The organism is Sphingomonas sp. 77B, from assembly GCF_056497825.1.
Genome location: NZ_JBWMBY010000001.1, coordinates 1 through 15,440, shown reverse-complemented (window position 1 = coordinate 15,440; position 15,440 = coordinate 1). Strand labels below are relative to the sequence as shown.

Here is a 15,440-nt window from a genome sequence, read left to right as displayed (position 1 = left end):
CGAGGCGCAGAAGGGGCATCGTTCGGCAGGGACTTCACCTTGCCGCCAAGAGGATGCCCCAATCATGCGAAAGACCATGTTCGGCCTTTCCCCCGCCCTCCTGCTGGGCGCCGCGCTCCTGTCCGCAACCGCCGTTCAGGCCCAGACCGACGCCCCGCCCCCGCCCGGCGGCGGAATGCATGGGGGCATGCGCGGCGGCCTGATGGGCGTGCAGCCCGATGCGAATGGCACCATCACCCGCGCCGCCCCGATCGCCGCGGCCGATCAGCGCTTCGCCGCGATGGACGCCAATCACGACGGCACCGTCACCCCCGACGAGATGCGTGCCTACCGCGAGCAGCGCCGTGCCGAATACGCCGCGCGCCGCCCCGGTGGCGACCGCGCAGGCGGAGACCGGCCCGCTCGCCCGGCGCCGCAGCCCATGACCGCCGACGCCTTCCGCGCCCGCGCCACCGCCATGTTCGATCGGCTCGACACCAATCATGACGGCAAGATCGACGCGACCGAACGCGCCGCCGCGCCGCGCTGGGGTGGTCGTCATCGCGGCGGGATGGCCCCCGGCCAGGCTCCGTCGCAGTCCGACGCCAACTGAGCCGGTGACGAAAGGGGCGGGCTGCTCTCCCGCTGTCCGTCCCTTTTGCGGCCTGCGTCCGTCATGCTAGATCCAGAACCCATGTCCGAAACGCCGCATTTGCTGCTCGTCGATGACGAGCGTTCGATCCGCGAGCCGCTGGCCGTCTATCTGACCAAGCAGGGCTTTCGCGTGACGCAGGCGGGCGATGCCGCCTCGGCACGCACCCGGCTGGCCGCCTATGCGATCGACCTCGTCATCCTCGACATCATGATGCCGGGCGAGGATGGCCTCAGCTTGTGCCGCCATGTCGCGGCGACCAGCGAGGTGCCGGTCATCCTGCTGACCGCGCGCGCCGAGGAAACCGACCGGATCGTCGGGCTGGAGATGGGCGCGGACGATTATGTCGTAAAGCCCTTTTCCCCGCGCGAGTTGGCGACCCGAGTTAAGGTCGTCCTGCGCCGGACCCAGGCGGGCGGCGCGCGGCACCATGCGCCCGACAGCGGCTCCTATGCCTTTGCGGGCTGGGTGCTGAAATCGGGCGAGCGCTCGCTGGTCGACCGCGAGGGCGTGTCGGTGATGCTCTCGACCGGCGAGTACAATCTGCTCCTCGCGCTGGTCAGCCGTCCGCGCCAGGTGCTGACCCGCGACCAGCTGCTCGACCTGACCCAGGGGCGCGAGGCCGCCGCCTTCGACCGTGCGATCGACAATCAGGTCAGCCGCCTGCGCCGCAAGATCGAGGCGGACCCGAAATCGCCCGAGATCATCAAGACCGTCTGGGGCGGCGGCTATACGCTGGCCGCCGAAGTCACCCGCCTGTGAAGGCCGGTTTGTGAGCTTGCGTTTGTGGCCGCGTCGGTTGGCGGCGCAGATGGCGCTGCTGCTCGCCATCGCGCTGTTCGTGGCGCAGGCGATCAGCTTTACCCTGCTGCTGCGCGAGCGACGCAGCCTGCTCCTCGAACAGACCTCCGGCCCGGCGATCGCGCGTCTAAACGATGCAATCGACCGCGCCGCGACCGGCAAGCCGATCTCGCCCGATCGCGGGCGGGTGCGCGCCGTGCTGAACAACCCGATCCGCCGCAATCTGCCCCGCGTACCGGAAGTCGAAACGCTGATCCGCGAAGGTCTTGCCGAGGCGGGGCATCCCGTCGAGCAGGTCGTCACCGGCGTGCGCCCGTTCCGACCGGAGGATTTCGACTGGCCCCGCCGCCGCTTCGACAAGCGGCGCCCCCCCGCCGAGGAGTTGCTGATCGCCGTGCAGCGAAAAGGTGGCGGCTGGCTGGTTACACGATCCTTCTGGCCCAGCGACGGGTTGTTCCTGGTCTGGCGGCTGATTACGCAGACGCTGATCCTCTACGGCATCATCCTGCTGCCGGTGCTGTGGATCGGACGCCGAATCTCGCGCCCCTTGCGCGACCTGACCCGCGCGGCCGAGCGGTTCGACCCGCGCGAACGCGGCGAGCCGATCCCCGAACAGGGGCCGCTCGACGTGTCAGGCCTGATCGCCGCGTTCAACGCCCTGCGCCTGCGCATCGGGGCGATGCTGGACGAGAAGGACCGGATGCTGGGCGCGATCGGGCATGACCTGCGCACGCCGCTCGCCGCGCTGCGGGTGCGGATCGAATCGGTCGAGGACGAGCAGGACCGGCTGCGTATGGCCGACACCATCGCCGAGATGAACAAGACGCTGGAGGACATCCTTTCGCTCGCGCGGATGGGGCGCCCCAGCGAGGCGGCGACCGATGTCGACCTGAACGCGCTGGTCGATGCCGTCGTCGCCGACTTTCACGATCTGGGCCAGGATGTCAGCTTCGAGGAAGGCGGGCGGCTGCGGCTGAAGCTGCGCCCTTCGCTGATGCGGCGCGCGGTGCGCAACCTGATCGAGAATGCGGTCAAATATGGTCAGACCGCCGATGTCCGCATCGATGCGCAGGCCGAGCATGTCGCGATCATCGTCGCCGACCAGGGCCCCGGCATCGCCGAGGATCAGCTGGAGACGGTGTTCGATCCCTTCACCCGCCTCGAAACCTCGCGCAATCGCGAAACCGGCGGGGTCGGCCTGGGCCTGGCGCTCGCCCGCTCGATCGTGCGCGAGGCGGGCGGCGACATCCGCCTCGCCAACCGGCCCGGTGGCGGGCTGGCCGCGACGATCACCCTGCCACGCTAATCCTCACCGATACGGGGAGGTGGCAGGGCGAAGCCCTGACGGAGGGGGGGCTCCTGCTAAGGATGTCCTCAGTGGCACGCCCCCTCCACCACCGCTACGCGGCGGTCCCCCTCCCCGTACCGGGGAGGATCACGCGTCCCTCGCCACCCGCAGCATCGCAATTGCCGCCAGCGTCATCACCCCGGCGGCGATCGCCATCGCCCAGACGAGGTTGTCGGGAAAGAAATACCCGACCACCGCGCCCATGATCGACGACACGATCAACTGTGGCAGGACGATAAAGATGTTGAACAACCCCATGTAAATCCCAAGCTTTTCTGCCGGAAGTGCGGCCGACAAAATGGCATAGGGCATGGTCAGGATCGACGCCCAGGCGATGCCGACCAGCACCATCGACGCCATCAGCCACCACGCGTCGCGAATGACCAGAAACGACGCAAACCCCGTCGCGCCGCACAGCAGGCCCAGGATATGCGTGTTCCGCCGCCCGATCGCCCGCGCCAGCGGTGGTAGAGCAAAGGCCCAGAGCGTCGCCACCCCGCTATAGACCGCAAACAGCACGCCGACCCAGTTCGCACCCGCATTGAACGCCGCACTGTTGGCGTCGCTAGTGTGGAAGACGCGCTCGGCGACGATCGGCGTGGTGTAGATCCACATGATGAACAGCGCCGACCAAGTGAAGAACTGCACCAGCGCCAGCCGCTTCATGGTGGAGGGCATGGCCGACAGGTCGGCCAGGATCTGGCTGAGGGCATTGCGCCCCTTGCCTGCCCGCACCAGCATCGCGCTGACGATCTGGGCCAGGCCGAAGGCGCTGAGGCCGCCACCGAGCAGATAGACCGGCTTGTCGAGGGTGAACCATTTGACCGCCGCGATCACCACGAGGCCCGCGACGATCCACAAAGGCGCCGTGCGGATCGTGCCGCTGGGCTTGGCATCGCTGTGCACCGCCTGGCCTTCGTCGCTATCGGCGAAACGCGCGAGTTGCTCGGGGGAATATTCGCGCGTGGTCAGCACGGTCCATAGCACGGCGCAGAAAAGCGCCGCCGCGCCGATGTAAAAGCCGTAGCGCACCGAGGGCGGAACCTCGCCCGGCCCGGCGACATTGGCGACATGGAACACATCGGTCAGCAGCATCGGAGCCAGCGATCCCAGCACCGCGCCCGCGCCGATGAACCCGGTCTGGAACGCATAGCCCGAGGTCCGCTGGCGGCTGGGCAGCATATCGCCGACAAAGGCGCGGAACGGCTCCATCGAGATGTTGAGAGAGGCGTCGAGCAACCACAGCAGCATGGCCGCCGCGACCAGCCCGCCCGCATTGGGCATCCCCACCAGCGCAAGCGTCGCCAGCACCGCACCCGCCAGGAAATAGGGCCGCCGCCGCCCGAAACGGCCCCAGGTCCGGTCACTATAATGGCCGATCACCGGCTGGACGAGCAGCCCGGTCAATGGGGCCGCGATCCAGAGAAAGGCTAGGTCCTTCTCGGCCGTACCCAGCGACTGGAAGATGCGGCTGACATTGGCGTTTTGCAGAGCAAAGCCGATCTGGATGCCGAAAAAGCCGAACGAGGTGTTCCACAACCCCCAAAAGCCTTGACGCGGCTTCTCCATAACCTCTCCCAGACTTCTGTTATCGTTGCGATTTATGGCCGGATGCTCGACCCGCGCACGACCAGGGTGGCGGGCAGCAGATTGGGCGTCGGCGATGTGCCGACAATTTCGGCGAGAAGCGCGCGAACCAGTAACCGGCCCGCCGCCGCCGCATCCTGCACCACGGTCGTCAGCGGCGGATGCGCAAAGCTGGCCGCCGGAATATCGTCGAAGCCGACCACCGAGATATCGCCCGGTACGCGCAGCCCCGCCTCGGCCAGCACGCGCATCGCGGCCAGCGCGATCAGGTCGCTCGCCGCCATGATACCGTCAAACGGCTTGCCCCGCGCCAGCAATTCGCGCGCGGCCCGCTCGCCCTCTTCCTCGCTCGAGATCGCGCCGACCTGGAATGCGGGGTCGCAGGTCAGCCCCGCCTCGGCCAGCGCATCGCAATAGCCGCGATAGCGGTCGTGAAATTCGGGATAATGGTCGGTCGCATCGCCCAGAAAGGCGATCCGCTTGCGTCCCTGCGCGACCAGATGCCGCGTCGCCGCCAGGGCGCCCGCATGATTGTCGCAGCCGATGGTCAGCCCCGGCTGCCCCGGCGCGACCGAACCCCAGCGCACGAAATGCGTGCCGCGCGCCACCAGCGTCTCCAATTGCTCACGATAGGCGGCATAATCACCATAGCCCAGCAGGATCAGCCCATCGGCCCGGTGGCTGTCCTCATAATCCGCCTGCCAGTTGCTGGTCGGATTCTGGAACGAGACGAGCAGGTCGTACCCGACCTCGGCACAGCTCTCCATGATCGAGCCTAACATGCCGAGGAAAAAGGGATTGATAAGCGTCCGCCCCGGCGAGGGATCGCGGAACAGCAACAGCGCCAGAGTCCGCGTCTGGCCGCTGCGCAAATTGGAAGCGGCCCGATCGACCGTGTAGTTCAGGGTCTTCGCGATCGCCTCGATCCGCGCGCGAGTCGCGGCGCTGACCGAAGGACTGCCGCGCAGGGCACGACTTACCGTCGGCTGCGATACGCCCGCCATTTGCGCGATGTCGAACGACGTGGGCTTACGCGAACCAGCCAAATCCGTGCTTCCTCCTCTCCACTTCGCTTACCGGCTTTCCTGATGCGGGGTAAGTCGAAGTGCTGTCGTAATAATGCAACAGGCCGAAACGGCCGCATTGAATACGTATGCGGCTTCATTCCTTTTCGACCCGAACAATTTCACAGGGAGGGCAACAACCATACCCGTCCCTTGAATGAAGGCGGGGTTTCCTGGAGGGGATTTCATGACGGTTCGCCCTGTGGCGCCGGCCGATGCCGCGCGCTCGTTCCTGAAGCTCGGGGTCAGCACGCTGGCCATGGTCATCGCCGCGCCGGTCTTCGCGCAGACGACCACCATCGTCCCCGCGCCCGCCTCCCCCGACACCGCCGCCCAGCAGGCTCAGGCCGAGGCGGAACCCGGCGATATCGTCGTCACCGGCTTTCGCGCCGCGCTGGAAAACGCCGTCGCCGAGAAGAAGAACCGCGATCTGGTCGTCGAGTCCGTCTCGGCCGAGGATATCGGCAAGCTGCCCGACGCCTCGATCGCCGAGTCGATCGCCCGCCTGCCCGGCGTCACGTCGCAGCGCGTCAACGGCCGCTCCAACGCCATCTCGATCCGCGGCTTTGCACCCGACTTCTCGACCACGCTGCTGAACGGCCGCGAGCAGACCTCGACCGGCGACAATCGCGCGGTCGAATATGACCAGTATCCCGCGGAAGTCGTCAACCAGGTCCTGATCTACAAGACCGCCAATGCCGGGCTGATCGGCCAGGGCCTGTCGGGCACGGTCGACCTGAAGACCATCCGTCCGCTCGATTACGGCAAGCGCGTGATCTCGGTCGGCGCGCGCGGCACCTATGCCGATATCGGCAAGCTGAATGCGGGGTCGAAGGACTTCGGCTACCGCGCCAGCGCGACCTATGTCGACCAGTTCGCGAACGATACGATCGGCGTCGCGCTGTCCGCCAGCTACCTCAACGAACCGTACCAGATTCAGGAAGGCAATGCCTGGGGCTATGCCCAGACCACGGTCGGCGGCCAGCCGGTCGACGTCATTGGCGGGTCCAAATCCTATGTCACCTCGACCACGCTGAAGCGGCTGGGTCTTTCGGGCACGGTGCAGTGGCGGATGAGCGACACCTTCACCAGCACGCTCGACGGCTTCTATTCGGACTTCAACGACGACCAGATCAAGCGCGGTATCGAACTGCCGCTGCAATGGGGTTCGGGTACGTCGCTGACCAATGCCGTCGTCAACAACGGCCTGGTCACTTCGGGCACCTTCAACAATGTCGAGGGCGTGATCCGGAACGACTCGTTCCAGCGCAAGGCCAAGCTCTATTCGTTCGGCTATAACGGCAAGTATAAGGGCGATGACGGCTGGAGCGCGTTCATCGACCTCAGCTATTCGCGCACCGACCGCGACGAAGTGACGCTGGAGACCTATAGCGGCACCGGCTATGGGCAGGGCAAGGGCGCGACCGACACGATCGGCTTCACCACCGGCCGCACCGGCACCGTATTCAAGCCGACGCTGAACTATTCCGATCCGAACCTGATCCAGTTGACCGACCCCCTGGGCTGGGGCGGCTCGACGCGCCAGACCGGCTATTTCAACGACCGCAAGATCACCGACGAGATCAAGCAGTACCGGGTCGAGATCGAGCGCGAGGTCGAGACGCCAATCGTCAGCGCGCTGCGCTTCGGCCTGAACTATACCGATCACGCCAAGTCGCTGGCGCCCAACGAGTCCTTCGTCACGCTGCCGGGCGGCGCCTTCATCGCCCCGCTGCCGCAACAATATCGCCAGGCGCCGACCGACCTGACCTATCTGGGTCTGGGGCCGATGCTCAGCTATGATCCGCGTGCGCTGCTGGCGGGCGGTGTGATCGTTCTGACGCCCAACACCAGCCCGGACGTGCCCGCCAAGGCGTACACCACCACCGAGCATCTGATGACCGCCTATATCCAGGCGGACCTGAAGGCGCAGCTGGGCTCGGCCGAACTGACCGGCAATGTCGGCGTGCAGGCGGTCGGCACCGAGCAGAAGTCGCGCGGGCTGGTCTATAACGGTACCGGCTATACCAACATCGTTCAGGGCGACGATTATTGGGACATCCTGCCCAGCGCTAACCTGTCGCTGCGTCTGCCTAGCGACTGGGTGTTCCGCGTCGCCGCCGCGCGTCAGATGATGCGACCGCGCTTCGACGATATGCGTGTCGCACTCTCCTATGGCTTCGATGCGGCGCAGGGCATCATCTCGGGCAATGGCGGCAACCCGTATCTGCGCCCGATCCGCTCGAACTCGTTCGACGTGACCGTCGAGAAATATTTCGGCACACGCGGCTATCTGGCAGCGCAGGGCTTCTACAAGGATCTCAAGAGCTTCGTTTACAATCTTGAGCAGCCTTACAACTATGCGGGCCTACCCCTGCCCGCCGCCGTGCCGGTCGGCATCTCGACGCAGGGGCGGATCACTCGCCCGATCAACGGCACCGGCGGCAAGATCTATGGTGTCGAGCTGGCGGGCACATTGCCACTGGGCCAGCTGGTCGGCTTCCTCGACGGCTTCGGCCTGACCGGCGGCGGCTCGTACACCAAGACCGAGATCACCCCGACGCCGGGTGGCGATCCCGAGGATATTCCCGGCTATTCGCGCTGGGTGGCGAACGGCACCGCCTTCTTCGAGAAGTGGGGCCTGAACATCCGCGGCTCGGTTCGCTACCGTTCGACCTTCGTGGGTGAGCTGTCGGGCTTCGGCGCCAACCGCGTCCGTCGCCGCGCGATCGACGAGACGATCGTCGACGGCCAGATCGGCTATGACTTCCAGGAAGGCACGTTCAAGGGCCTGTCACTGTTCGTCCAGGGTCAGAATCTGACCGACACGCCCTTCGTCACCACCAATGGCGGTCGCCGTGACGAGGTGATCGATTATCAGAGCTATGGCCGCCGGTTCCTGGCCGGGTTTACCTATCGCTTCTGATACCCGTTTCCCGCGCCGGGTGCCCACCCGGCGCGGGATTCCCGACTGTGAGACGCCGCATGGACTCCCGCCCCGCCGCTGACCATATCGCCCAAAGGGTCGTGATCGTCGGCGGCGGCACCGCCGGATGGATGACGGCGGCGGCGCTGGCGCGGTTCGTGCCAGCCTCCACCCGTATCACCCTGATCGAATCCGACGCGATCGGCACGGTGGGCGTGGGCGAGGCAACCATCCCCGGCATTCGCCTGTTCAACCAGATGCTGGGGTTGGACGAAGCCGAGTTCCTGCGCGCCACCCATGGCAGCTTCAAGCTGGGCATCCGGTTCGAGGGCTGGTCTGGCGAAGGCAGCGGCTATCTCCACGCCTTTGGCAGCATCGGTCGCGCGCTGGGGCTGGTCCCCTTCCACCATTACTGGCTGCGCGGCGGCGGCGCGGCGAACCCCGCCTCGCTCTGGGGCCATAGTCCGGGCGCACAAGCCGCGATGGCGGGCCGCTTCGCCCCCGATCCCGGCCGCCCCGACCTGCCCAGCGGCCTCGCCTGGGCCTATCATTTCGACGCCAGCCTGTACGCCGCGCTGCTGCGCCGTCATGCCGAGACGGTGGGCGTCGTGCGGATCGAAGGCAAGATCGCGTCGGTCGCACGCGACGCGGCCGGACGGGTCGACCATGTCGCGCTGGAGAGCGGACACCGCGAGCCGGGCGACCTCTTCATCGACTGTTCGGGCTTTCGCGCGCTGCTGATCGGCGAGACACTGGCCGAGCCGTTCGACGACTGGTCCGAGTTGCTGCCGTGCGACCGCGCGCTGGCGGTGACGGGCGAGCGCGCCTCCCCCCTGCCCCCCTATACCCGCGCCATCGCGCATGGTGCCGGGTGGCGCTGGCGCATTCCGCTTCAGCATCGCACCGGCAACGGCCTCGTCTATGACAGCCGGTATCTGTCCGACGACGAAGCGGCCGACCGCCTGCTGGCCGCGCTGGGCGGCGAAGCGATCGGCGCGCCGCGCCCCTTGCGCTTTACCACCGGGCGACGGAAGCGCGCCTGGGTCGGCAACTGCGTCGCGCTGGGACTGGCGGCGGGTTTCCTGGAGCCGTTGGAGTCGACCAGCATCCACCTGATCCAGTCGGGGATCGCGCGGCTGCTGGAGTATTGGCCCGGCCAGACGCTCCAGCCGGTGGAGATCGACGCCTATAATCGCGAAACGGCGGCCGAATGGCTGGCCATCCGTGATTTCCTGATCCTCCACTATCACGCCAACGCCCGGCACGAAGCGTTCTGGACGGAGCGCCGCGCGGTGCCGCTGCCCGAAAGTCTGGCAGCCCGGATCGCGTTGTTCCGCGCCAATGGCCGCTTTCGGCGCGAAGGCGATGAGCTGTTCGCCGAAGCGGCCTGGCTGCAGGTGATGATCGGTCAGGGTATCCTGCCCGCAGGCCATCATGCGCTCCCGGAGACGCTGTCGGCGCATGAGCTCGACGATTTCCTCAACCTCACCCGGCGTCATGCCGCGCAGGTGGCCGCCCGGCTGCCGACGCACGACGCCTTCCTCGCCGCGCATGGCGCCGCCCCTGCCCAAAAGGTTTTCGCATGAAAAAGCTGCTGCTCGCCCTGCTGGCGACCGCCACGCCGCTCGCCGCACAGGATTACCGCCAGCGCCTGCCCCAGGACGAGGTGATCTATTTCGTGCTGCCCGATCGCTTCGAGAATGGCGACACCGCCAATGATCGCGGCGGCCTGAAGGGTGGCCCGCTGACCACCGGCTTCGATCCGACGCACAAGGGTTTCTACCATGGCGGCGACCTGAAGGGCCTGACCAAGCGGCTCGACTATATCCAGGGCCTGGGCGCGACCGCGATCTGGCTGGGGCCGATCTTCAAGAACAAGGCCGTGCAGGGCGCCAAGGGGCAGGAGAGCGCGGGCTATCACGGATACTGGATCACCGACTTCACGACCGTGGACCCGCATCTGGGCAGCGAGGCCGATCTGCACGCCTTCATCGACGCCGCGCATGGCCGGGGGATGAAGGTCTATATGGACATCATCGTCAACCATACGGCGGACGTGATCCAGTATCGCGAATGCGGCGAAGGCTCGCCCTGTCCGTATCGTGACCGCGCGAGCTATCCCTATCAGCGCCGCGGCGGGGTGAAGGGCGCGGCGATCAATCCGGGCTTTCTGGGCGACGATGTCCAGACCCCGGCGAACTTCGCGAAGCTGACCGATCCGAATTACGCCTACACGCCGTACGTTCCGGCGTCGGAGAAGAACGCCAAGACGCCTGCCTGGCTCAACGAGCCCGTCTATTACCACAATCGCGGCAACACGACGTTCGAGGACGAAAGCTCGACCACCGGCGATTTTTCCGGGCTGGACGATCTCTACACCGAAAATCCGCGCGTCATTTCGGGCATGATCGACATCTATGGCAGCTGGATCGACCGCTTCGGCATCGACGGCTATCGCATCGACACCGCAAAGCATGTGAACCCGGAGTTCTGGCGCAGCTTCGTGCCCGCCATGCTGGCGCGCGCGAAGGCCAAGGGCATTCCGAACTTCCACATCTTCGGCGAGGTGACGGCGGGGATGGAGCCCGGCTATCTCGCGCGCTGGACCAAGATCGCCGACTATCCGGCCGTCCTCGACTTCGCCTTCATGAACGCGGTGATCCAGACGGTCGCGGAGAACAAGCCGACGCGCGTGCTTTCCAATCTGTTCGAGGGTGACGTGCTGTATGCCAAGGAAGAAGCGACGGCGGATATCCTGCCGACCTTCCTCGGCAATCACGATCATGGCCGCTTCGCCCGCGACGTTCGGGCCGCGAACCCCAACGCGTCTGACGACGAAATCCTGAAGCGGGTCGAACTCGGCCATGCCATGCTGCTGACGCTACGCGGCGTGCCGACCATCTATTCGGGGGACGAACAGGGATTTGCGGGCGACGGCAACGACCAGGACGCGCGCGAGGACATGTTCGCCAGCAAGGTCGCGAGCTACAATGACAACAAGCTGGTCGGCACGACCAAGACGACCGCGACCGACAGCTTCGTGCCCAGCCACCCGCTCTACCGCGAAATCGCGATGCTAGCCCGGCTGCGCACCGCCAATCCGGCGCTGACGCGGGGGCGGCAGCTCATCCGCGCGCGCGGTGATGCGCCCGGCCTGTTCGCCGTCTCGCGCTTCGATCCCGCCACGGGCCGCGAATATCTGATCGCGTTCAACACCTCGGCCAAGCCGATCGCCCAGGCCGTACAGGTGGAAACCGGGTCGACGCGCTTCGCGACCATGGCCGGAACCTGCTCGCCCAGCGCCGCCGCGCCGGGAAGCCTGATGTTGGAATTGCCCGCCTTCGGCTATGCCGTCTGCGCGGCGGAGAGCCGTTGATGACCGAGAGCGTTCCCACCGCCCCCCGCCCCTGGTGGAAGGGCGCGGTGATCTACCAGATCTATCCGCGCAGCTTTGCCGACAGCAATGGCGATGGCATCGGCGACCTGCCCGGCATCACCGCGCGGCTGGACCATGTCGCCAGCCTGGGCGTGGACGCGATCTGGCTGTCGCCCTTCTTCACCTCGCCGATGAAGGATTTCGGCTATGACGTGGCGGATTACCGCGATGTCGATCCGATCTTCGGCACGCTGGCCGATTTCGACGCGCTGGTCGCGCGGGCGCACGCGCTGGGGCTGAAGGTCGTCATCGACCAGGTGTATAGCCACACCTCGGACGAGCACCCCTGGTTCACCGAGAGCCGCGCCAACCGCACCAATGCACGCGCCGACTGGTATGTCTGGGCCGATGCCAAGCCCGACGGCTCGCCGCCGTCCAACTGGCAGTCGGTATTCGGCGGCCCCGCCTGGACCTGGGACGCGCGGCGCGGGCAATATTATCTGCACAATTTCTTGAAGGAACAGCCGCAGCTTCACGTCCATCATCCGGACGTGCAGGCCGAACTGCTCGCGACCGCGCGCTTCTGGCTGGACCGGGGCGTCGATGGCTTCCGGCTCGATGCGATCAACTTCATGATGCACGAGCCGTCCTTGCGCGATAACCCACCCGCGCCGGATAATGGCAAGACGCGCACCCGGCCCTTCGACTTCCAGCTGAAGCTCTACAACCAGAGCCACGCCGACATCGTCCCCTTGCTAGAGCGGATTCGCGCCACGCTGGACGATTATGGCGACCGCTTCACCGTGGCCGAAGTCGGCGGCGACGAGGCGGATCGCGAGATGAAGCTGTTCACCGCCGGGGACCATCGGCTGAACACCGCCTACGGCTTCGACTTCCTCTATGCCGATCGCCTCACCCCGCGCATCGTAGCCGAGGCGGTGGCGAAATGGCCCGCCGAGCCGGGCATGGGCTGGCCGAGCTGGGCGTTCGAAAATCACGATGCGCCGCGCGCCGTGTCGCGCTGGACGACGCCCGAGCATCGCGAGGCGTTCGCGCGGATGAAGATGCTGCTGCTGCTCAGCTTGCGCGGCAATGCCTTTGTCTATCAGGGCGAGGAACTGGGGCTGACCCAGGTAGACGTACCATTCGAGCGACTGGTCGACCCGGAAGCGATCGCCAACTGGCCGCTGACCCTGTCGCGCGACGGTGTGCGCACGCCGATGCCGTGGAGCAGCAACGCGATCAACGGCGGCTTTTCGGATGCCGAGCCCTGGTTGCCGGTCGGGCCGGACCATGCCGGGCTGGCGGTCAACCGGCAGGACGGCGACCCGGACTCGCTGCTGAACCTCACCCGCCACCTCGTCCGCCTGCGGGCCGAGACGCCCGCGCTGGCGGTCGGCGACCTGACGCTGCTCCACGCCGACGAACAGTTGCTCGCGTTCGAGCGGCGCGAGGGCGACCAGCGCCTGCTCTGCCTGTTCAATCTGGGCGACACGCCCGTGACCCTGCCCCCTGCCCTGCCACGCGGCGGGCGGGTGCTAGTCCAGATCAATAGCGCCACCGACGAACGCCTGGGCGCGTTCGGGGCGGCGATCCGGGAGATGACTGCATGAAGACCACCATCGCTCTGGGACTCGGCCTGATCGCCAGCGCCGCCCAGGCCCAGAACGGCCCCGCCAACCCAGCGGTCAACGAGACGTTCAAATTCGCCAAGCCCGCCGGACAGCCCGACGCGGTGGAAACCTCGCCCGACGGCAAGATCACGGTGCAGGTCTCGACCGACAATGACGGTCGCGCGGTCTATATGATCGCGCGGAACGGCAAGGCGATCGTCGCGCCCTCACGCCTGGGCATGATGTTCACCGACGCGCCCAAGATCGAGCGTGGGCTGAAGATCGAGACGGTGACCCACGCCAAGTCGGACAGCAGCTGGACCCAGCCCTGGGGCGAATGGCGCACGATTCGCGACAATCACCGCGAGATGCGCGTCCGCCTGATGGAGTCGAGCGCGCTCCATCGCCGCTATGACGTAGTGTTCCGCGTGCAGGACGATGGCGTCGGCTTCCGCTACGAATTTCCCGAGCAGCAGGCGATGCCCCATGCGAACATCGCCGAGGAGCTGACCGAGTTCAACATCGCGCAGAACGGAACCGCCTGGTGGAAGCCCGCCTTCCTGTGGAATCGAGAGGAGTATCTCTACAACCGCACGCCCATCAGCGCGGTCGGCACGGCGGCGACGCCGATCACCATGAAGCTGGACGACGGCACGCACATCGCCATCCATGAGGCGGCCTTGGTCGACTATGCCAGCATGGCGGTGATGAAGACCGAGGGGAACAGCTTCAAGGCGGTCCTGACCCCCGGCTCGGGCGCGCCCAAGGTCGTGAAGACCGGCGCCTGGACGACGCCGTGGCGCACCTTCCTGATCGCGCCCGATGCGGGCGGCCTCTATATGAGCCACCTGATGCTGAACCTGAACGAGCCCAACAAGCTGGGCGACGTATCCTGGGTGAAGCCGGGCAAGTTCGTCGGCGTCTGGTGGAAGATGATTAAGGGCGAATGGAGCTGGGCGCGCGGCCCTCGCCACGGTGCCACGACCGCGAATGTGAAGACCTATATCGACTTCGCATCGAAATACGGCATTCCCGGCGTGCTGGTCGAGGGATGGAATATCGGCTGGGACGGCGACTGGGCGGGCAACGGCTCGGCCATGCAGTTCGCGACCCCGGCGGAGGACTTCGATGCCGACGCGCTGGCGGAGTACGCCAAGGCCAAGGGCGTCTCGCTGATCGGCCATCACGAGACGGGCGGCGCAGTCAGCCATTATGAGAGCCAGTTCGACCCGGCCTTCAAGTTCGCCGCCGATCATGGCGAGCATGTCGTCAAGACCGGCTATGTCGCCGATGCCGGGCAGATCGAGCGGGTGAACCCGGACGGCTCGGTGTCACGCGAGTGGCATGAGGGCCAGTGGATGGTGAACCACCATCTGCGCGTGCTGGAGGCTGCCGCCAAATATAAGGTGTCGATCGACAGCCATGAGCCGGTCAAGGACACGGGTCTGCGCCGCACCTATCCCAACTGGCTGGCGCGCGAGGGCTCGCGCGGCATGGAATACAACGCCTGGCCGGGCAAGAACCCGCCCGAGCATGAGGTCAACCTGGCCTTCACCCGGATGCTCGAAGGCCCGATGGACTTCACGCCGGGCGTGCTCAGCCTGACCGGCAGCGACAACAGCCCGATCCAGTCGACCATCGCCAAGCAGCTGGCGCTCTACGTCGTGCTCTACTCGCCGGTGCAGATGGCGGCCGACACGCCGGAGAATTACGCGAAATATCCGCAAGCCTTCCGGTTCATCGCCGACGTGCCGGTGGACTGGGAGGACAGCCGCGTCCTGAACGGCGAAGTCGGCGACTACGTCACCTTCGCGCGTCGGGATCGGAAGAGCCGCGACTGGTATGTCGGGTCGATCACCGACGAGAATGCGCGAGAGATGACCGTGACGCTCGACTTCCTCGATTCGGGCAAGACCTATGAGGCGCAGGTGTACAAGGATGGCCCCGGCGCGACCTACGCCACCGATGCGCGGCATTCGATCGCGTTCGAGACCAGGCGGGTGAAGAAGGGCGACACCCTCACCCTGTCGCTCGCCCCCGGCGGCGGCCAGGCGATCCGGTTGAAGGCGCTCTGAAACATCTTCCTCCCCCATA

General features: G+C 66.4%; 10 protein-coding genes. 8 read left to right on the top strand and 2 right to left on the bottom strand.

Translation table 11 applies throughout. The annotated features are described in order from the left end of the window. The first annotated feature begins 64 nt into the window (after nucleotides 1-64). The 3 genes from AC1GI4_RS00050 to AC1GI4_RS00040 all read left to right on the top strand — a co-directional run bounded on the left by AC1GI4_RS00050 (nucleotide 65) and on the right by AC1GI4_RS00040 (nucleotide 2,738). Nucleotides 65-592 carry an EF-hand domain-containing protein gene (locus AC1GI4_RS00050; protein WP_479628102.1) on the top strand — a complete coding sequence of 176 codons (528 nt, stop codon included), beginning with the start codon at nucleotides 65-67 and terminating at the stop codon, nucleotides 590-592. Nucleotides 593-673: 81 nt separating this feature from the next. Further along, complete coding sequence (locus AC1GI4_RS00045; RefSeq protein WP_294272235.1) at nucleotides 674-1,393, top strand: response regulator; 720 nt, start codon at nucleotides 674-676, stop codon at nucleotides 1,391-1,393. Nucleotides 1,394-1,442: 49 nt separating this feature from the next. After that, entirely contained in the window at nucleotides 1,443-2,738 is a 1,296-nt protein-coding gene (locus AC1GI4_RS00040) for a sensor histidine kinase (RefSeq protein ID WP_294272265.1), read from the top strand. A gap of 129 nt (nucleotides 2,739-2,867) precedes the next feature. On the opposite strand, the gene AC1GI4_RS00035 is transcribed toward AC1GI4_RS00040, so the two are convergent. Then, nucleotides 2,868-4,349, bottom strand: coding sequence for an MFS transporter (locus AC1GI4_RS00035; RefSeq protein ID WP_479628101.1), 1,482 nt, complete (start codon nucleotides 4,347-4,349; stop codon nucleotides 2,868-2,870). A 32-nt stretch (nucleotides 4,350-4,381) separates the two neighbouring features. Continuing rightward, nucleotides 4,382-5,413 (bottom strand): LacI family DNA-binding transcriptional regulator, encoded by a 1,032-nt coding sequence (locus tag AC1GI4_RS00030; protein WP_294272228.1) that lies wholly within the window; start codon nucleotides 5,411-5,413, stop codon nucleotides 4,382-4,384. Nucleotides 5,414-5,618: 205 nt separating this feature from the next. Between AC1GI4_RS00030 and AC1GI4_RS00025 the strand changes: the two genes are divergently transcribed. From AC1GI4_RS00025 to AC1GI4_RS00005, 5 genes are read left to right on the top strand one after another with little or no spacing between them, the layout of a single operon-like run. After that, nucleotides 5,619-8,357 carry a TonB-dependent receptor gene (locus AC1GI4_RS00025; RefSeq protein WP_479628100.1) on the top strand — a complete coding sequence of 913 codons (2,739 nt, stop codon included), beginning with the start codon at nucleotides 5,619-5,621 and terminating at the stop codon, nucleotides 8,355-8,357. A gap of 59 nt (nucleotides 8,358-8,416) precedes the next feature. Then, on the top strand, nucleotides 8,417-9,943 hold the full coding sequence (locus AC1GI4_RS00020; protein ID WP_479628099.1) for a tryptophan halogenase family protein: 1,527 nt from the start codon (nucleotides 8,417-8,419) through the stop codon (nucleotides 9,941-9,943). Beyond that, entirely contained in the window at nucleotides 9,940-11,733 is a 1,794-nt protein-coding gene (locus AC1GI4_RS00015; RefSeq protein ID WP_479628098.1) for an alpha-amylase family glycosyl hydrolase, read from the top strand. The genes AC1GI4_RS00020 and AC1GI4_RS00015 overlap by 4 nt, the downstream gene beginning before the upstream one ends. Beyond that, the gene (locus AC1GI4_RS00010; protein ID WP_479628097.1) at nucleotides 11,733-13,346 is read left to right on the top strand and encodes an alpha-glucosidase family protein; all 1,614 of its coding nucleotides are present in this window, start codon (nucleotides 11,733-11,735) and stop codon (nucleotides 13,344-13,346) included. The genes AC1GI4_RS00015 and AC1GI4_RS00010 overlap by 1 nt, the downstream gene beginning before the upstream one ends. Then, nucleotides 13,343-15,421, top strand: a complete 2,079-nt coding sequence (locus tag AC1GI4_RS00005) for a glycoside hydrolase family 97 protein (protein ID WP_479628096.1) — start codon at nucleotides 13,343-13,345, stop codon at nucleotides 15,419-15,421. The genes AC1GI4_RS00010 and AC1GI4_RS00005 overlap by 4 nt, the downstream gene beginning before the upstream one ends. Nucleotides 15,422-15,440 lie beyond the last annotated feature (19 nt).